General features: G+C 38.1%; 18 protein-coding genes and 2 riboswitches. Of the genes, 14 read left to right on the top strand and 4 right to left on the bottom strand.

What is annotated here, in order from left to right; translation table 11 throughout:
* Positions 1 to 159: riboswitch (M-box (ykoK) riboswitch) on the top strand.
* A 120-nt stretch (positions 160 to 279) separates the two neighbouring features.
* From HMPREF2731_RS11305 to HMPREF2731_RS11295, 3 genes are all read left to right on the top strand, one after another.
* Positions 280 to 1,443, top strand: coding sequence for an FtsW/RodA/SpoVE family cell cycle protein (locus tag HMPREF2731_RS11305; RefSeq protein WP_047929758.1), 1,164 nt, complete (start codon positions 280 to 282; stop codon positions 1,441 to 1,443).
* 92 nt (positions 1,444 to 1,535) lie between these two features.
* Positions 1,536 to 2,420: an LCP family protein gene (locus tag HMPREF2731_RS11300; protein ID WP_002309184.1), complete on the top strand. Its 885-nt coding sequence runs from the start codon at positions 1,536 to 1,538 to the stop codon at positions 2,418 to 2,420.
* Between the two features lie 130 nt (positions 2,421 to 2,550).
* Complete coding sequence (locus HMPREF2731_RS11295) at positions 2,551 to 4,587, top strand: penicillin-binding protein PBP4(5) (RefSeq protein WP_070872994.1); 2,037 nt, start codon at positions 2,551 to 2,553, stop codon at positions 4,585 to 4,587.
* Between the two features lie 96 nt (positions 4,588 to 4,683).
* On the opposite strand, the gene HMPREF2731_RS11290 is transcribed toward HMPREF2731_RS11295, so the two are convergent.
* The 4 genes from HMPREF2731_RS11290 to HMPREF2731_RS11275 form a co-directional block, all read right to left on the bottom strand.
* Positions 4,684 to 5,835 (bottom strand): cation:proton antiporter, encoded by a 1,152-nt coding sequence (locus tag HMPREF2731_RS11290; RefSeq protein ID WP_002319954.1) that lies wholly within the window; start codon positions 5,833 to 5,835, stop codon positions 4,684 to 4,686.
* Positions 5,836 to 5,988: 153 nt separating this feature from the next.
* The gene (locus HMPREF2731_RS11285; RefSeq protein WP_002306663.1) at positions 5,989 to 6,516 is read right to left on the bottom strand and encodes an HdeD family acid-resistance protein; all 528 of its coding nucleotides are present in this window, start codon (positions 6,514 to 6,516) and stop codon (positions 5,989 to 5,991) included.
* 98 nt (positions 6,517 to 6,614) lie between these two features.
* Positions 6,615 to 6,965 carry a DUF2200 domain-containing protein gene (locus HMPREF2731_RS11280; RefSeq protein ID WP_070872992.1) on the bottom strand — a complete coding sequence of 117 codons (351 nt, stop codon included), beginning with the start codon at positions 6,963 to 6,965 and terminating at the stop codon, positions 6,615 to 6,617.
* Between the two features lie 370 nt (positions 6,966 to 7,335).
* Entirely contained in the window at positions 7,336 to 8,292 is a 957-nt protein-coding gene (locus tag HMPREF2731_RS11275) for a Gfo/Idh/MocA family protein (protein ID WP_070872990.1), read from the bottom strand.
* A gap of 173 nt (positions 8,293 to 8,465) precedes the next feature.
* On the opposite strand from HMPREF2731_RS11275, the gene HMPREF2731_RS11270 reads away from it, so the two are divergent.
* The 11 genes from HMPREF2731_RS11270 (at position 8,466) to HMPREF2731_RS11220 (ending at position 19,270) form a co-directional block, all read left to right on the top strand.
* On the top strand, positions 8,466 to 9,026 hold the full coding sequence (locus HMPREF2731_RS11270; protein ID WP_002293272.1) for a hypothetical protein: 561 nt from the start codon (positions 8,466 to 8,468) through the stop codon (positions 9,024 to 9,026).
* Positions 9,019 to 9,843, top strand: coding sequence for a M15 family metallopeptidase (locus HMPREF2731_RS11265; RefSeq protein WP_002344160.1), 825 nt, complete (start codon positions 9,019 to 9,021; stop codon positions 9,841 to 9,843). The genes HMPREF2731_RS11270 and HMPREF2731_RS11265 overlap by 8 nt, the downstream gene beginning before the upstream one ends.
* Positions 9,844 to 9,852: 9 nt before the next feature.
* Positions 9,853 to 10,470: a glycoside hydrolase family 73 protein gene (locus HMPREF2731_RS11260; protein WP_002309502.1), complete on the top strand. Its 618-nt coding sequence runs from the start codon at positions 9,853 to 9,855 to the stop codon at positions 10,468 to 10,470.
* 17 nt (positions 10,471 to 10,487) lie between these two features.
* Positions 10,488 to 11,171 (top strand): beta/alpha barrel domain-containing protein, encoded by a 684-nt coding sequence (locus tag HMPREF2731_RS11255; protein ID WP_002316196.1) that lies wholly within the window; start codon positions 10,488 to 10,490, stop codon positions 11,169 to 11,171.
* A 682-nt stretch (positions 11,172 to 11,853) separates the two neighbouring features.
* Entirely contained in the window at positions 11,854 to 13,140 is a 1,287-nt protein-coding gene (locus HMPREF2731_RS11250; protein WP_002309499.1) for an ABC transporter substrate-binding protein, read from the top strand.
* A gap of 15 nt (positions 13,141 to 13,155) precedes the next feature.
* Entirely contained in the window at positions 13,156 to 14,043 is an 888-nt protein-coding gene (locus HMPREF2731_RS11245) for a carbohydrate ABC transporter permease (RefSeq protein WP_002313850.1), read from the top strand.
* Between the two features lie 16 nt (positions 14,044 to 14,059).
* A complete protein-coding gene (locus tag HMPREF2731_RS11240) occupies positions 14,060 to 14,896 on the top strand; it encodes a carbohydrate ABC transporter permease (protein ID WP_070872988.1) in 837 nt (278 codons plus the stop codon).
* A gap of 2 nt (positions 14,897 to 14,898) precedes the next feature.
* The gene (locus HMPREF2731_RS11235; protein WP_002313849.1) at positions 14,899 to 15,522 is read left to right on the top strand and encodes a hypothetical protein; all 624 of its coding nucleotides are present in this window, start codon (positions 14,899 to 14,901) and stop codon (positions 15,520 to 15,522) included.
* The gene (locus HMPREF2731_RS11230) at positions 15,519 to 16,811 is read left to right on the top strand and encodes a Gfo/Idh/MocA family protein (RefSeq protein ID WP_070872987.1); all 1,293 of its coding nucleotides are present in this window, start codon (positions 15,519 to 15,521) and stop codon (positions 16,809 to 16,811) included. Before HMPREF2731_RS11235 ends, HMPREF2731_RS11230 begins: the two co-directional genes overlap by 4 nt.
* A gap of 355 nt (positions 16,812 to 17,166) precedes the next feature.
* Positions 17,167 to 17,264: riboswitch (purine riboswitch) on the top strand.
* Between the two features lie 114 nt (positions 17,265 to 17,378).
* On the top strand, positions 17,379 to 17,960 hold the full coding sequence (locus tag HMPREF2731_RS11225; protein WP_002292242.1) for a xanthine phosphoribosyltransferase: 582 nt from the start codon (positions 17,379 to 17,381) through the stop codon (positions 17,958 to 17,960).
* Positions 17,961 to 17,962: 2 nt separating this feature from the next.
* Positions 17,963 to 19,270: a nucleobase:cation symporter-2 family protein gene (locus HMPREF2731_RS11220; protein WP_002292241.1), complete on the top strand. Its 1,308-nt coding sequence runs from the start codon at positions 17,963 to 17,965 to the stop codon at positions 19,268 to 19,270.
* Positions 19,271 to 19,377 lie beyond the last annotated feature (107 nt).

Below are 19,377 nucleotides of genomic sequence, written 5' to 3'. Positions count from 1 at the left end.
GTTAGGTGAGGCTCCTATACAAACATAGGCTATTGCCCAGAAACGTCGAAAGTCGCCAATGGGTAAAACAGAAACTGTCGGATTAAGGCTTTTTCCAATAGCTAAGAAATGTTTTCTTTACGTTGTATAGTGCTAAAACTCGGACGATGAGATGATGCTAGGTCAGAATTCTTGTTCGAAAAGGTTTCTGGCCTTTTCTTTATAGTTTCAAGACTGACTTATTTGAAGAGACAAACTCGCTCCTTACCTGACAAGTGGATTACCGTGGGAGGAGATGCGGTGAAAAAAAGAAAAAAGATCGATTGGTGGATTTTGGGTCCTTATTTGACTTTGTCCATGATCGGTCTTTTAGAAGTATACAGTGCTAGTTCTTATCGTTTATTGCAAGCAGATGAAAATACAAAAAGTCTATTATTGCGCCAACTGATTTTCATATTTTTGAGTTGGGGCGTAATCTTCTTAGCTCGTTCAATCAAACTGCACTATTTACTTCACCCTAAAATAGCAGGATATGGTTTAGCTTTATCGATTTTCTTTTTGATCTTAGTACGAGTAGGAATATTCGGTATCACTGTCAATGGCGCACAACGTTGGATTTCTCTGTTTGGCATTCAATTCCAGCCTTCAGAATTAGCAAATCTTTTTCTGATTTTTTATCTAAGCTGGTTTTTTCGTGACGGAAATAATCCGCCAAAAAATCTAAAAAAACCTTTCCTGATTACAGTAAGCATAACTTTGTTGATTTTATTCCAGCCAAAGATTGCTGGAGCATTGATGATTCTTTCGATTGCGTGGGTCATTTTTTGGGCAGCAGCAGTTCCATTTAAAAAAGGAATCTATCTGATTGTTACTTTTTCTGCCTTATTGATTGGAGCAGCCGGCGGAGTATTATATTTAGGAAACAAAGGCTGGCTTCCCCAGATGTTCAATCATGCTTATGAAAGGATTGCAACTTTAAGAGATCCTTTCATAGATAGTCATGGTGCGGGCTATCAAATGACTCATTCGTTTTATGCACTATACAATGGTGGCATATGGGGGAGAGGATTAGGAAACAGTATCACAAAAAAGGGATATCTTCCAGAGACAGAAACAGATTTTATTTTTTCGATCATTACAGAAGAGCTTGGGCTAATTGGTGCATTGTGTGTACTTTTCTTATTATTCTCATTATGCATGAGAATCTTTTGTTTAAGCAGTCGTTGCAAAAATCAGCAAGCTGGATTGTTTCTTTTAGGATTCGGAACTTTGCTATTCGTTCAGACGATAATGAATGTGGGAAGTATCGCAGGGCTTATGCCAATGACTGGCGTGCCATTACCATTTGTTAGTTATGGAGGAACAAGTTATCTGATCCTTTCTTTAGGAATCGGGATCACGTTGAATATTTCTTCGAAGATACAGGCCGAAGAGTTGCCGCTCTATCGACCTGAAAAACAATAAAGAGAAACTGAGAATCTCTCAGTTTGAATTATCATAAAGGACTATCTTTTATTTTTCAAGCGAGAGATTCTTTTTAGAAAGAGGAATTCGCAATGAAAGTATTTCAAAAAATCATATTATCTGTTTTGTTACTGCTTACACTAGTAGTCGGCTTTTTTTCGATTGAATTTGTCCATGGATTTTCGTCTGCAAAACAGACCTCAACTGTAAAAAAGGTAGATCCGAAAAGTGTCCCTACCACACTAAACGTGGCTTTGATTGGTTCGGATGCCCGTTCGAAAGACGAAAATGGTCGCTCAGATTCACTTATGGTTGCACAATACGACCAGAAAACACAACAAGCAAAACTAATCTCTATCATGAGAGACTCATATGTCGATATACCAGGTTACGGAATGGATAAAATCAATGCAGCGTACTCTTACGGAGGAGTTGATTTATTGAACCAAACATTAAAGGAAAATTTCAAATTTGAAGCCCCGTATTATGCAAGTATCACATTTCAAGATTTTATCGATTGCGTCAATGAACTGTTTCCTGATGGAGTAAAGATTGATGCAGAAAAATCTTTAGATTTAGATGGCGTATATATAAAAAAAGGGAAGCAAGTAATGGATGGCAATACGTTACTGCAGTATGCTCGATTCCGTGAAGACGAAGAAGGGGACTTTGGGAGGATTAGAAGACAGCAACAAGTGATTAAAGCTATCTCTCAGCAGCTGAAAGACGTCACTTCGATATTTAAATTACCGAAAGCAGTGGGAAAACTACTTGGCAGTATCCAAACGAACCTTCCTGAGAGTGTGCTACTGGATTGCGGTATGGATTTCCTCAAAGACGATAATAAAAAGATCGATACATTATCCGTACCAGTAGACGGCAGTTGGGACTTCAACGACAATACGCCTTCCGGAAGTGTTCTGGAATTAGATTTGACCAAAAACCAAGAAGCAATCAAAAAATTTCTAAATAATTAAGTAAAGAAAATAAAATAAAAGAAGTTAGAAATAACAATTTATGTTATGTTCTGACTTCTTTTATTATGTTAGAATAAACAGGTATAAATAGTGAAAATAAAGGAATAACAAGCAAAGGAAGGAGGAAAAAATGAAAAGAAGTGACAAGCACGGCAAAAATCGAACAGGCGCTTATATTGCCGGCGCAGTGATTTTAATAGTAGCTGCAGGTGGCAGTTATTTTTACTACCGGCACTACCAAGAAACCCAAGCAGTAGAAGCTGGAGAAAAGACGGTTGAGCAATTTGTCCAAGCTTTAAACAAAGGAGATTATAACAAAGCTGCAGGAATGGCATCGAAAAAGGCAGCAAATAAAAGTGCATTATCTGAAAAAGAGATCTTAGAAAAATACCAAAATATATACGGTGCTGCCGATGTCAAAGGACTTGAGATATCAAATCTAAAAGTAGATAAAAAAGATGATTCTACTTATAGCTTTTCATATAAAGCAAAGATGAATACCTCATTAGGTGAATTGAAAGATCTTTCTTATAAAGGAACATTAGACAGAAATGATGGAAAAACCACGATCAACTGGCAGCCTAACTTGGTTTTTCCAGAAATGGAAGGAAATGACAAAGTAAGTCTGACCACGCAAGAAGCAACAAGAGGGAACATTTTAGATCGAAATGGGGAACCATTAGCAACAACCGGCAAACTAAAACAATTAGGAGTCGTTCCAAGCAAACTTGGGGATGGGGACGGAAAAACAGCCAATATCAAAGCCATTGCTTCTGTATTCGACTTAACAGAAGATGCTATCAATCAGGCTATTTCACAAAGTTGGGTACAACACGATTACTTTGTCCCATTGAAAATCATTGATGGAGCAACGCCAGAACTTCCAGCTGGAGCTACTATCCAAGAAGTAGACGGCAGATATTATCCTTTGGGTGAAGCAGCTGCTCAACTGATTGGTTACGTGGGAGATATCACAGCAGAAGATATTGATAAAAATCCAGAATTAAGCAGTAGTGGAAAAATCGGACGATCTGGTTTGGAAATGGCTTTTGATAAGGATCTTCGTGGGACTACAGGTGGAAAATTAAGCATCACAGATGCAGACGGTGTCGAGAAAAAGGTTCTGATCGAGCATGAAGTACAAAACGGCAAAGATATCAAATTGACAATCGATGCAAAGGCACAAAAAACAGCTTTCGACAGTCTAGGAGGAAAAGCTGGATCGACTGTTGCGACAACGCCAAAAACCGGTGATCTTCTTGCGCTTGCTAGCTCTCCAAGCTATGATCCAAACAAAATGACAAACGGGATCTCACAAGAAGACTACAAAGCTTATGAAGAAAATCCTGAACAACCATTCATCAGCCGATTTGCGACAGGTTATGCTCCTGGATCTACGTTTAAAATGATCACAGCAGCAATCGGTCTCGACAACGGCACTATCGATCCAAATGAAGTGTTGACGATCAACGGGCTTAAATGGCAAAAAGATAGTTCTTGGGGATCGTATCAAGTAACTCGTGTTAGTGATGTGTCACAAGTAGACTTAAAAACTGCTTTGATTTATTCCGATAATATATATATGGCACAAGAAACGTTGAAAATGGGGGAGAAGAATTTCCGTGCAGGTTTGGATAAATTCATTTTTGGTGAAGACCTTGATTTGCCAATAAGTATGAATCCAGCACAAATTTCTAATGAAGAGAGCTTTAATTCAGATATCTTGCTAGCTGATACTGGATATGGACAAGGCGAACTTCTAATTAATCCTATCCAGCAAGCAGCAATGTATTCTGTTTTTGCCAACAATGGCACACTTGTCTATCCTAAATTGATTTCAGATAAAGAGACAAAAGATAAGAAGAATGTCATCGGCGAAACAGCAGTACAAACGATCGTGCCAGATCTGAGAGAAGTTGTGCAAGATGTAAATGGTACAGCACATTCTCTTTCTGCTTTAGGGATTCCATTGGCAGCGAAAACTGGTACAGCGGAAATCAAAGAAAAACAGGATGAAAAAGGGAAAGAGAACAGTTTCTTGTTTGCTTTCAACCCTGATAACCAAGGATATATGATGGTTAGCATGTTGGAAAATAAAGAAGATGATGATTCAGCAACTAAACGAGCACCCGAACTATTACAATACCTCAACCAAAATTATCAATAAAGAACGACTTCATAACTATAGTAAAAGGACTGTGACGGTATCGTCACAGTCCTTTTTTCGAATAAACGACAGGTTCACGACCACTTTCTGGGTCACTCACACTTCATAAACTTTTTTTGTAAAATATTTCAGAACAAGTGGAGAAATAAGTGTACTTAATAAAATCACGATTACTAAAGGTGAATAGTACTGTGGTTCGATCAATTGACTTTGCTGTCCAATTTGCAAAATGATCAAAGCCATTTCTCCACGCGAAATCATACCAGCACCGACCATCAATGAACTATGTTGAGAAAAACCGGCAATCTGAGCACCAAAATACCCTCCAAGCAATTTGGTCAAAATTGCTACAAGCGTCAATATAGAAATAAAGAGAAGCTGCTCACCAAAGTCAGAAAAATCAACTTCTAATCCTACACTGACAAAAAATACTGGTATAAATACTGCATATCCTAAAGCTTCAACATTGTGGTATACTTCTTCTTTGACCTTTGTCTGACTGACTGCTATCCCAGCAAAAAAGGCACCAATGACAGAACTAAGACCTACAAGATCCGCTACGTAAGACATACCTAAACAAATAACTAGCGATACGATGATAATAGAAGAATTTGCGTACACTTTTTCTGCAAATGAAAGCAAGAAGGGTGCAATCCATTTGACTAATAAGAAAATAAAAACAAAGTAAACGAGCTGTTCAATCAAAACAAGCGGTAAAGAAGCATTGCTAGAAGCTTCTCCAGTGAGAAAAGATAGACTGAAACTTAGGACTAAAACGACTAAAATGTCATCTACAACAGAAGCACCTAAAATAGTTGAGCCTTCTTTCGTATTCACCACGTTTAGTTCCTTTAATACTTCAACTGAAATACTGACAGAAGTTGCTGCAAGAATAATCCCAAAGAAAATCGCTTCATTTCCCGAAACTTGGAATGCTTCGCCTGTTAGCCAACCAAAAACAACAGGGAAGATGATTCCGAGTAAAGCAACGAACATGCCTGGTCGGAAATATTTTTTCAAAAGAGATAAATCACTTTCCAGACCAGCTAAAAACATCAATAAGATTACACCAATCTCCGAGAAGTCATGGACTAGAATATCCGGTTTGACCCAATTCAATCCAGCTTGTCCTAGCAAAACACCAACAAGTAATTGTCCGATTACTGCTGGAATACCTAATCTCCTAGAGATATGTGAGCCAATCGTTGTTGAAATCAATATCAGGCATAAAATACCAATAAATTCCATTCTCATCATTCCTTTTTATAAAATATAGCCCGAACTTAGCATAACATATATTATTGAAAAAATAGGAAAATATACTCATAAAAAAACCAACAATCCAAAAGTATTTTTTGGTTTGTTGGTTTTTAAACAGTCTATTTTAATAACTAAAAACGATTAACGTATAGTCATTTTTCTTACTCTGATAAAATTGATGATTTCCTGGATGCCCATGAAAATCAAGATGAAACCGAATATTTGAAATAGAACCATCAAGCTTTTGAATGGATTAAACAATAAGACGAATCCGCCAATCAACAACAGAATACTATAAACACTCCAACTTTTAGCTTTTGTATTCATGCTGAAGAACAACTGGAACAAGCTGTTGATGATAACAGCTAATCCAAGAAGAATCGGCAGGATAGAAACGATTGCAGGTGCAAAAGCATAAACGATCAGCGCACAGATCAGGAAAAAAAGACCACTAAACAGACCGATACTCCAAGAACCTGTTTTCCTTTTAAAACGGTAAGCCTCAAAAAGATTCAACACCCCAAGCAAAACAAGATAGGCAGTGATCAGATAACCGATAAAATGAAAAACAGCAGAAGGGTTTAGCACAATCGCAATCCCAGAAATAATATAAACAGCAGCTCTTAATAAGGCATATTTTTGAATATTTTGTTTAATCGTCTCAAACATATAAGAAAACCTCCTTTGACTTATTTTAACGTGAACTAGTCATTTTACCAAATCAAACGTTACAAAATGAGTGAAGGAAAAGAGCTTCTTAAGAAAGATCATTTTCTGAGGATCTTTTCCATTTTTTTGCCTTTTGCTAGCTCATCGATCATTTTATCTAAATAACGAATTTCTTTCATCAAGTTATCCTCGATGTTTTCTACTCGCACACCACAAACAACACCTGTAATCAAAGAACGAGAAGGATTGGGGGCAGGGGCTTCCGCAAAAAATTGTTCGAAAGTCACTTGTTTTTGTAGTTGCTCTTCTAGTTCTGTTTGGGAATAACCTGTCAGCCAGCAAATGATTTCATCTACTTCCTCTTTTGTAAGATCTTTTCTCTCTGCTTTTGCTACATACATAGGGTAAACGCTTGCAAAACTTGTCTTAAAAATACGATTTTGCGCCATAATCAGTCACCTTTCTTCTCTCAAACTATTTACTACTTATAGTATATAAGAAAAAGAGAAGAAAAAGTGATTATTCAAAAAAAAAGACAAGAAGGATTGTGACAAAATTCTTATCACAATCCTTTTTTCGAATAAACGGTGTTCTCATGCCTACTCCTCAGCCACAAGTCACAATATTCAACAAACATGAGAAACTGTTTATTGAAATTGCTCCTTGTGACTCGGAGCTGAACGGCAGGCTCACAACCTCTTGGTAAACAAGCTTGCATCTACTGGAATAAGTCCAACCAAACGAAAAATAGGAGGAGCTATTTTTGTTTGGCTGTTCTTATTACTTGATGCAGACCAGCTTTTTCACGACCTTTTAAAATTACATATTTTGCCATAAAACTTGCATTTGATCCAAGATGTCGATGACATCTTTTGTCAAGAAGAGAGAACGATTTGGCAAGTCACCTTCGATCATGTGTACCATATTGTTTATTTCGTAATTCATGGCTTCAGAAGTACTTCCGCTTTCGATGAATTCCTTCGTACCGTCTGTAAATAGGATCTCCGCACGATCCGCACGGGGATAATCAGCAATCGTCACATAGCCGTTTTCAAAGGCAACGATCCCGACTTTTGGCATTTTTGCCTGAAAAGTCAAGCTGACAGCAGCAAGTTCATTTTCTTTGTTGCGCAAAATAGTGACTGATTGCTCGTCTACGCCTGTTTCAAAAGGGACCATTGTAGAGGCAACTACTTCAGGCTGAGAACTCAAAAAGAAACGAGCAAAAGATACCGCATACGTACCGATATCCAATAGAGCTCCACCAGCTAATTCAGGATTGAAGAATCGGTTTTCTGGATCTGGTTCCTTATAACTGCCGAAAGGTGCTTGGATCATTTTTAAAGCCCCTAGTTTTCCTGTATCCATTATTGAACGTAATTGCTGATAAAGCGGCATGTTGAAGATAGTCATGGCTTCTGCTAAAATCAGATTCTTTTCTTCTGCTAAACGCATAGCGTCAGCTAGTTCTTTTTTGTTCATCGTGATAGCTTTTTCGCATAAGACGTGTTTGCCTGCTTCCAATGCTGCCAAGATATGGTCGATATGCTGTTTATTTGGTACAGCAATGTATATGATGTCGATTTCAGCATCGTCTAACATTTCTTGATAGCTTCCGTAAGCTTTTGGAATATTGTAATGGTGTGCGAATTTTTCCGCTTTTTCTGAAGTTCTGGAAGCAACCGCTGTTAGTTCACTTGTCTCTTGATTGAAGCTTTCGGCAAACTCATGTGCGATGGTACCGAGACCCACGATTCCCCATTGATATTTTTTCATCTGAAAATGCTCCTTCATAGTTAGATTGAGATTCTTTTCTGTCTATTATTATAACAAAAATCACGAAGAATGAAGGGGAGAGGACTTGAAACATTAAAAAAAATGAAAGCAGCGATTTAACAGGTGCTTTTTGACTAAAACTTAAGTAGAATAGTTAAAAGGAGGGGATAAACGTGCATCAAGTATATATTGATCTTATTATGAGTGTATTATTGGAACAGTTTGAAACTGAAAAAAATTTTTTAGATGAATACTTGCTGATCAGCCCAGAACAATGGCAAAAATGGAAAGATGGCGAGAAAAATTTGCCTTCTGAAGCGATGCAGAAAGTAAAAAATCTTTTCACTGATTATGAATGGATGCTTACGCAAAAGATTTTGCGTCAAACGATTATTTTTCCCGAGAAACGAAATATTGCTGTTGCAGAGTATAAACAAATTAAAACACGTATCGCGCAAAAATGGCTAAGCAGCAAAGCAGCAAAAGTCGAGCTGATCCCTTTGAAAAACAATCAGCAGGCTGGTAGATACCTTGACTTGAAAGTAAGTATTCAATATGATGAATGGGGCTATGATGATATTTTGAATTTTCGTTTGCCAGCAGATGTTCAAAAACAGATTGAAGGAGAAAAAATCGAACTTCTTGATTGGGTGAATGAAAATCTGGAAGAAACTTACGTTCATGATACGAACGGGGAACGTGAAGAACAACGAAAGGATTTTTCAAGTGAATAAATTTTTAGGATTTGGAGCAGTTGTGATTATGATCGCAGCAATGGGCTATGTTATTTTTAGCGATGATGACGCGCATGTTCAAGCCGGCAATCAAACGGTCGAACGAACAAGCACCAAAACAACTGCTAGTAAAGAAAAGAACAGTCAAACAACAAGCAGCAAGGCAAAGGACAAAGAAACACAAGATCGTACATCCAAACAATTGCCAGATGTTAAAACAGACGATTGGCAACTAGTTTTGGTTGGTCCAGATCACAAATTAGAAAAAGAAATCGATGAGTCTACTCAATTGGCATCATTGAGTAATGGATATTTGATCGACAAACGCATTGCTCCGGAATATGAAGCATTTGCTAAGGCTGCCGAAGCAGCTGGGTTTCCGTTAGTTATGGTCTCAGCTTACCGGTCTGTATCATCCCAACAACAAGTTTTCGAACAAAATGTCCAAGATGTGATGAGTCGTCAAGGTGTATCAGAAGAGGAGGCGACAAAAATCACTAAAGAAACGATTACGGAGCCAGGATACAGCGAACACCACACAGGTCTGGCAGTCGATGTCGTCGATCAAAACTGGTACAACAGTTATCCTTCTACTGTATTGGATGCAAGTTACGGAGATCAGCCTGGAGCTAAATGGATCGCAGATAATGCTGCCCAGTATGGATTTATCGTTCGTTATCCAAAAGGACGCGAAGATATAACTAAAATCACATATGAACCTTGGCACTTACGTTATGTCGGTAAAGAAAATGCTGAGTATATCACCAAACACCAATTGACGCTAGAAGAATATCTGAATGAATTAAATGAAAAGTAGGAATTGATCATGGCGAAAAAAAAGTGGAAAAAGCAAAAGCGCAAGAACATCCGTTGGCCAGCAGTGGTTGCCGGTGTAGTAGTGATACTCCTAGCCTTTGTTTTTTCCTTGAAGAATCTGTCTTCTCCTTTTACTGATAATCAGCAAGAAAATGAAGCGCAATCCCATCAGCAATTTATTGAACGGCTTGTTCCACATGCCCAAGAACTACAAGATGGTTATGGAGTGCTTCCTAGTATCATTTTAGGACAAGCTATATTAGAATCGAATTGGGGAAAAAGTACCTTGGCTAGCAAATACAATAATCTTTTCGGGATCAAGGCTTATGGGGATCAGAAGAAAGTAAGCCTGGAAACAAAGGAATTTGTTAATGAAGAATGGATAACTATCCAAGGAGACTTCAAAGTGTATGATTCATGGGAACAGTCCATGGATGACCATACACAACTGTTCGTCCAAGGAGTAGATTGGAATCCTGCACTGTATGAAAAAGTGATTACGGCCACCAATTATCAGGAAGCAGCACAAGCATTGCAAGAGGCAGGTTATGCGACAGACCCCGGTTATGCGCAAAAAATCATCCAGGTCATCGAGACGTACCAGTTGAATCAGTATGACCGGAGATAGCAAAGGAGAAGTGGCTGATGGCAGAACAATTTACGCCGGAAATCATGACGGAATTGAGAAAAGATATCGTAAGAGTACCGGAAATCATTTTAGAAGCAAGCGGGATCAAGATATTTGGAAAATTGATTCGTTCGATCATCTTTACTACGGATATCGCAATCATACGAAATACAAATGCAAATGCAGTAATTGCTGTGTATCCTTTTACACCACATCCAGCAATTACTAAAAGTATCATTGAGGCAGCTGATATTCCAGTTTTTTCCGGTGTAGGAGGCGGATTGACACAAGGTGCTCGTTCTTCTTACATGAGCATGTTTGCAGAAGCGCAAGGTTCTTTAGGGGTTGTTTTGAATGGTCCTACGCCTTTAGAGACAGTGAAAGAAGTTTGTCGAGTAGTTGATATCCCAGTTATCAGTACGGTAACATCGAAATATACGGAAATTGATGAAAAGTTAGCAGCTGGTATTTCGATTATCAATATCAGTGCGGGAAAAGAAACTGTAGAAGCAGTACGTCATTTTCGTAAAAAGTATCCTGAACTTCCTATCATTGCGACAGGCGGTCCAACGGAAGAAAGTATTGCTGAGACCATTCAAGCAGGAGCAAATGCCATCACGTATACGCCGCCAAGTAGCGGAGAGCTTTTTAGTCGTAAAATGGAAAAATATCGGGAAACTGAGAAAAAGAATCATGAATAACAGGTGAGAATCAAAAGACGAGGAAGAGCAGATAGTGGCTCTTCCTCGTCTTTTGTACTCCAGTACTATTTGTTCAGAATTCAAAAAAAGAGAAATTTTTTTGTTTTTTTATCTGTAATGTACATAAGAATAGTTAAAATCTTTTGTTATTATTAGCATTCTAACAAAAAAATGTCTTGATTTATTGAAGCGCTTTCTATAGAATGAAAAACGAATAAAAACTAAAAAAGGCACCCGGCAATTTAGTAGCAGCTAAATCACCGGGGCTTGAAAAGTCAGCGGGAACTGACCAATCAAGTTGCCATAGTCAATGCTTGTGCATCAACGTGTATATTGTACCTAATTTCATACAGAATTACTAGTTATTTTTTCTGATTTTTTAGGGAATAATATACGCAGAGTGGCACGCTTATTTAGCTATGTCAAGGATATTGGACGGTTGTCTGATATCCTTTTTCTTTGCGCAATTATCCTCCCATCATTGAAGCAAGAAGCATTTGTAGCAATGGAAAAAAATCAGCACTATCTAATTTTCCTTGAAAGTATTGAGTTGTTCATCCTAGGCAGAACAAAAAGGCAAGCCTTGGTTTTTATTCGCCTTTAAAAAAGAGGATTTTATAAATATACACTGTATAAGAATACAGTATATTGAAAAATGTCAATGGAAGTAGAGGTGTAGGAAATGAAGAAAAAAATGAGAATCATCTTAGCATTAAGTGTTATATTATTATTCTTGACGGCTTGTGGGCAAGAAGAGGACGACGAAAAAATTACGTTGAACATGGCTTGGTGGGGTTCACAAGTTCGACACGATGCAACGGTAAAAGTAATCGAGCTTTACGAAGAAAAAAATCCTCATGTGACGATCGAGTATGAATTCTATGATTATGAAGGATATTACACAAAATTAGGTACGCTAGCAGCATCAAATGATATCTGGGATATTTTTCAATTAAATAATCAATTTCCTCAATACATCAATCAGATTGAACCATTAGATGAATATGTGGAAAAAGGGATAATTGATGTTTCTAATGCGGATGAATCCTATTTGGCAACGACGATTTACGACGGGCAATTAGTTGGACTGTCCAACGGGGTGAACTCGTTTGCGATTGCTTACAATAAAAATATATTTGAACAATTAGGTATCCCTGAACCTGCTTCCAATTGGACATGGGAAGAATTTGAACAAATCAGCTATCAAATTACTGAAGAATTAGGGATTTATGCTATTTCAAGGTTCGAAGATTTTATAGCTGGCTGTATTATTCAAATACCGCAAGTTGAGAAAGGATTGAATTTTTATAATCAGGAGGATTTATCTAACAGTTTGGGATTCGAAAATCCGGATTATTTAACAGATTTTTTCCAGCTGCGTAAAAATCTGGTAGACAAAGGTGCCCATCCAGAACCGGGTGGTGGAGCTGCAAGTACGACAGATCTGTCTTTTCAGGCAGTTAGAGATAGCGAAGCAGCGATGGTTTTTCTATCAAGTAACCAGTTGACAGAAATTTTGTCAGGCGCTCCTGAAGATATGGAAATTCGATTGATTAATCCTCCTCGCAGAAAAGCAGATGGAGAATCTGGTATTCCATTACGTTCTTCGCAAATGCTGAGTATGGCAAAAAATTCAGCACACAAAGAAGAAGCGGCTAAATTTATTGATTTCTTCCAAAACAGTGAAGAAGCCAATGAGATTTTAAAAGGAGAACGCGGTGTACCAATCATGTCCAATATTCGAGAACAACTCGCTCAGACAGATGATACAACTTTACAAGCGACATTCGACTATTTAGAAATGATATCCGATATGGACAACGGTGAAGTAAATGTTTTTGATAGCGCTTTAAATCCAGAAATCCAAGATCAATACAATCTTTTAGTAGAAAAAGTTATCTATGAAGAAATGACGGCAGAAGAAGCAGCAGAGAGTTTTTATGAGTTTGCTTCAAACGTTCTGGAATAGTAACAGGAGGAAAGCATGAAAAAAGAAAAACTAAAACGATTCATGAATCAAGATAACGTGGTCGGTTACGTATTTGCTTCTCCATTTATTCTAGGATTTCTATTGATAACGGTAATACCGATGATCTTGTCTCTTTATTATTCGTTTACCGATTATCGGCTGGGGAATCCAGTCTCATGGATCGGCTTGGATAATTATATAAAAATGCTAAGTGATGCTCGTTTTTTGAACTCCATCCGAGTCACTTTTCTCTATGTATTCGCCTCTGTGCCTGTGAAACTGATCTTTGGTCTATTGATTGCTTATCTTTTAACGAGAAATATCAAAGGGACGACTTTCTTTCGTTCTTTGTATTATGTACCTAGTTTGATTGGCGGCAGTATTTCTATTGCTCTAGTGTGGCGAGAATTATTTTCTAAAAATGGATTAGTGAATATTTTTCTAGAACGCCTAGGCGCACCAGCACTTTCCTGGTTTGGCGATCAAAAATTGGTCATGATCCCTCTTGTTTTGATGTCTGCTTGGCAATTCGGTTCGGCAATGATCATCTTTGCTGCAGGTATCAAAGAGATCCCAGCCTCGTATTATGAAGCGGCAGAGATCGATGGAGCGAATAAATGGCAGTCGTTTTACAAGATCACGCTACCTCTTCTTTCGCCAATCATTTTGTATAACTTAGTCATGCAGACGATTGCAGCGTTTATGACTTTCACGCAAGCGTTCATCATTACCCAAGGTGGTCCGAATGATGCCACGAACTTTTATGCTCTTTATGTGTATAACCAAGCATTCTCTTTTAATTCTATGGGGTATGCTAGTGCTATTTCGTGGATCATGCTGTTGATCATGGGTGCTGTCACCTTTCTGATTTTTAAATCATCAAAAAAATGGGTCGTTGTGTGAACGGGGGGAGGAAAAAATGAATAAAACAGTAATGAAATGGTTCCAGTACGGGTTTATTTTGCTATTAGGTCTAGTCATGATTTATCCAGTCTTGTGGATGATTGCAGGTTCTTTTAAAACGGATCAAGAGATTCTGAGTGGTTCACTGAATTTGACTCCAGAAACTTTTCGATGGGAAAATTACGCAGAAGGATGGGCAGGTTTTGCTGGAATCTCATTTTTCACGTTCTTTAAGAATTCGTTTGTCATTTCTGCGGTATCAACGATTGGGACAGTGCTGAGCTCGACTTGTATTGCTTACGCATTATCGAGGATCGATTTCAAAGGAAAAAGGTTTTGGTTCGTCGTCATGTTAGTAACGATGATGATTCCTGCACAAGTGATTTTGATTCCGCAGTTTATTATTTACAATCGGCTAAATTTGGTTGGTACGTATGTGCCGCTGATTTTACCGCACTTTTTTGGACAAGCATTTTTTATTTATCAGATCATGCAATTCATGGTCGGCATCCCTAAAGAGTTAGATGAATCTGCGATTATTGACGGATGCAGCAAATATAGTGTCTTTACCAAAATTATTTTTCCTTTGCTAAAACCTTCGATCATCACCACGATCATTATCCAGTTTTATTGGAAATGGGATGATTTTATGGGACCGCTGATCTATTTGAACAAGCCGAGATCTTATACCGTATCGATTGCCATCAAATTATTTGCAGATGCTGGATCTAGCACGACTTACGCCAGTATGTTTGCGATGTCTACGCTGTCTCTGCTGCCGGTTTTTTTGATTTTCTTATTCTTCAATAAATATCTCGTCCAAGGAATCAGTACAAGCGGCTTGAAAGGCTGAAGATGAAAAAGCCAATAGAGGAGATGTTTCTTTACAAGATCAACTACTATTTCTGTCGGATTTTTTTAACCAGTCTTATCAGTCATGGTCTTTTCGCTTTTTTCCTAGGATGTTTTTTCACTTTAGGATTAACGCTTTCTGCCCATGTTGTCTATCTGATTTATTTTTTGATGATGTATCCTGCTTATTATCTATCTGCCCATTATTTGGCGGAAAGGAAGGTAGGTTGGCGGAAAGAAAAAATCAAAAGGTCATGTTTCATTGTTGCGTTGTTTCAGCTGTTCGTTCTTATTTTTGCAGCTGATTGGTATTTGTTCATAGAAAAGGCTGATGCTTGGTATCTGATTCCTTTTCTATTGTGTCTGTTGCTTTTTGTATCCCATGGTTTTTTTAGTACGCTAATTGATGTCTGCAAAGAAGAAAAAGCAGATAGTCTTATTTATTTGATCAAAAGAAATATCTGGCTGTTGTCAAAAAACGTCAAAGGGTTTCTGTGGTATTTTTGTCTTTTGTATGGGCTGTTTTGGTGTATACAATATGATCTGTTACTTACTGCATTGTTGTATCCCGGACTGCCGTTTGTCACAGCCTGCTGGTTAAAAGAAAAGGAGAATGAGTTCAAATGAAGAAAAAATATGTACAAGTCGGTCTTGGCGGAAGAGCGCGCTTTTTTTATGAGGCAATTGCCTCTATGTATCATCGAACTTGTGAACTGGTCGGTTTTTGTGATGTGTCTCAAACAAGAATGGATTATGCAAATCGAGTACTTGTGAATAAGTATGGACAGAAGAAAGTAAAGACATGTATGCCATCGCAATTTGAACAGCTACTGGATGATGTACGGCCAGATGAAGTCATTATCACGTCAGTAGATCGAACGCATCATGATTATATCATTCGTGCAATGAGAAAAGGGTATGATGTTATTTGCGAAAAACCTCTGACTATTGATGAGGAAAAAGCGCAAGAAATAATAACTGTCCAAAAACAAACGGGAAGGAATCTGCGAGTCACTTTCAATTATCGTTATGCGCCATATCACACTAAGATAAAGGAACTGCTGGAAAAAGACATAATCGGCGATGTTTTCTCTATCCACTTTGAATGGTTGCTGAATACGCAGCACGGGGCAGATTATTTCAGAAGATGGCATCGAAATAAACACAATAGTGGCGGACTTCTCGTGCACAAATCTACCCATCATTTTGATCTGGTGAACTTTTGGTTGAGTAGCCAGCCAAAAAAGGTATTCGCTTTTGGTGGATTGAATTTTTATGGAATGCATAATGCGGAAAAACGCGGAGTAGAAACATTTTACAGTCGATGCTATGGAAGCGAACTAGCCAAAAATGATCCATTTGCTATAGATCTATCAGCCAATGAGGAATTACGAGAAATGTATTTGGAAGCAGAAGAAGACAGCGGATACATTCGTGATCGCAGTGTATTTTCTGATGATATTTCTATTGAAGATACGTTAGAAGTGACGGTCAAATACGAGACCGGTACGATATTGACGTATTCGCTAAATGCGTATATGCCGTGGGAAGGATTCAATGTTTCTTTTAATGGCAGCAAAGGACGGATCGAAATGAAAGTGATCGAAAAGTCCTATATCAACGCTGGTGGAGATAAAAAAGATGAGGGAGCAGCCGTTCTTCAGTCCATCCAGGTCTATCCGATGTTCGGTAAACCCTATGAGGTAATCGTTGAACAAGAAGCAGGTGGACATGGCGGAGGAGATCCACGTTTGTTGGATGATCTATTTGGCGAAGTAAAGGAAGAAGATCCGTGGAATCGAGCAGCAACTCACGTAGATGGTATCCTGTCGATTTTGACAGGAATCGCAGCGAATCACTCTATTGCTTCAGGAAAAGCAGTGGCGATTGACGAACTTGTCAACTTCAAGGAATAAGAAGGAATTTACGAAAATTATTTCCTGTACGTTATAAATCTGTGCGCTATTGCCGTAGATTGTCTTTGGAACACTATTTATTCGAAAAAGGGGTTGTGACACGTTTTTTTCACAATCCTTTTTGTGTGAAATAGAATTTTTGGATAAGTGAAAATAAAAACAACTATTTAAACCCGAACAAAAAAGAGTAATGCATTAAAAAACATTAGATTTTACAAAAAAATAAGTAAACCACGTTGTCAGTTTCAGAAAGTAGTGTTAGACTATTTTCAATATTTGAAACAACATTCTTTATTCAAATATGTCAAACTGCCTTCACGTGCAAAACAGTTGCAAGAAAATGATTTTACACTATTATTAGTTTTACATACCTACTTATATATCGTCATAATATGGATGACAGTTTCTAGCCAGTACCGTAAATGCTGGACTATAAGTAAAAGATTGGCTATTTCACCCTTCTTTTCTTATGATAAAGTGGAGGGTGTTTTTCTTTAACAGAAACATAGTAGGTTTTTGCACAAAAGCGGTTTTTTGGTATTAATAAATGATAAAGGAGCAAATAAAGTGAAAGAATTAGTTGAACGTATTCAAAAAGACGGACGTATATTAGGCGAGGGCGTACTAAAAGTCGACAGTTTCGTCACTCACCAAGTAGACCCTGTATTGATGGAACAAATGGGGCAACGGTTTGCAGAAGTATTTAAAGAACAAGGAATCACGAAAGTTGTGACCATTGAAGCTTCTGGGATCGCACCAGCTTTATTTGCTGCAAAAGAATTAGGTGTTCCAATGATCTTCGCCAGAAAAGCCAAAAGCTTGACGATGGATGAAGAATTATTGACGGCTTCTGTTTATTCTTTTACGAAACAAGTGACAAGTACGATTTCTATTTCTCGTAAATTCTTGTCTTCAGAAGATAAAGTATTGATTATTGACGATTTCTTGGCAAACGGACAAGCGGCAAAAGGATTGATTGAATTATGCCAGCAAGCTGGAGCTCAAGTAGAAGGAATTGGGATCGTCATTGAAAAGTCTTTCCAAGATGGACGTCAGTTGCTTGAAGAAATGGGATTGAGAGTCGTTTCTCTTGCACGTATCGCTTCCTTGACGAATGGACAAGTTGAGTTTCTTGAGGAGGACGCATAATCGTGGAAAAAGAAACACAAAATGGAAAAGCCGCGGTTTTAGGGCTGCAGCATCTGTTAGCGATGTATGCAGGAGCAGTAGCGGTGCCTCTTTTGATCGGTACAGGACTAGGCTTTAATCAAGAACAGATGACTTACTTGATTTCAATTGATATCTTTATGTGTGGATTAGCAACATTATTGCAATTGACCGTTAACCGATTTTTCGGAATTGGCTTGCCTGTTGTTTTAGGATGTGCGATCCAAGCAGTAGCTCCGCTGATCTTGATCGGAACTAATGAAGGAGTAGGAGCTATTTATGGATCTATTATCGCTTCAGGTATCTTTGTTGTGTTAGTTTCAGGTATCTTTTCTAAAATCAAGAAATTATTCCCGCCTTTAGTAACAGGAACGGTTATCACCGTTATTGGTTTGACATTGATTCCAGTAGCAATTGAAAAAATGGGTGGCGGTAATGCAACAGCGGCTGATTTTGGTGACAAAACAAATCTACTACTTGCATTTGTGACGATTCTCCTCATTGTAGGTGTGCAAATGTTGGCAAAAGGATTCATTCGTTCCATCGCGGTATTGATTGGTTTAGTCGGTGGAAGCATCTTAGCTGCTTTCATGGGAATGATCGATCTGAGTGCGATTGGAGATGCACCATTGTTCCATGTCCCACAACCCTTTTATTTTGGTAAGCCAACTTTTGATGTATGGTCGATTTTACTGATGATCATCATTTCTATGGTCAGTATGGTAGAATCAACGGGTGTATATTTTGCGCTTGGGGACATTACTGGAAAGAATGTTGGAGAAGAAGAATTGAAAAAAGGATATCGTGCAGAAGGACTTGCCGTTATCTTAGGCGGTATTTTCAATACATTCCCTTACACAGGCTTTTCTCAAAATGTCGGATTGGTTCAACTTTCGGGAATCAAAACGAGAAAACCTATTTACTTCTCTGCGTTCTTCTTGATTGTTTTAGGATTATTCCCTAAAATCGGTGCGTTAGCACAAATCATTCCTGAGCCGGTACTTGGTGGAGGAATGTTAGTCATGTTCGGGATGGTGGCAGTCCAAGGAATCCGTATGCTGTTGGAAGTTGATTTCAGTAATGATAAAAATCTATTGATTGTTGCTGTTTCTGTTGGATTTGGGCTAGGTTTCAATATTACGCCGACACTATTCAGTCAAATGCCTCAAACATTGCAAATGTTCACTGGCAATGGCATCGTAATGAGTAGTATTACGGCTATCATATTGAATCTGATCTTTAATGGTTTAAAAAAAGATGAAGAAATAGTAGAAGAAGCCTTCAAAAAATAATGAAGTAAAAGAAAAGTTGCGAAACCAGCGTTTTGAGTGAATATCGAGGGTCAGCTGTTTGAATACCATTTATACTAAAACATACTAAGATTAGAGGGGAACATCAT

This window comes from Enterococcus sp. HMSC072F02, from assembly GCF_001837725.1.
Taxonomy (GTDB): Bacteria; Bacillota; Bacilli; order Lactobacillales; family Enterococcaceae; genus Enterococcus_B; species Enterococcus_B lactis.
The sequence above is the reverse complement of the archived record's forward strand: the minus strand, read 5'-3'. Positions and strand labels throughout refer to the sequence as shown.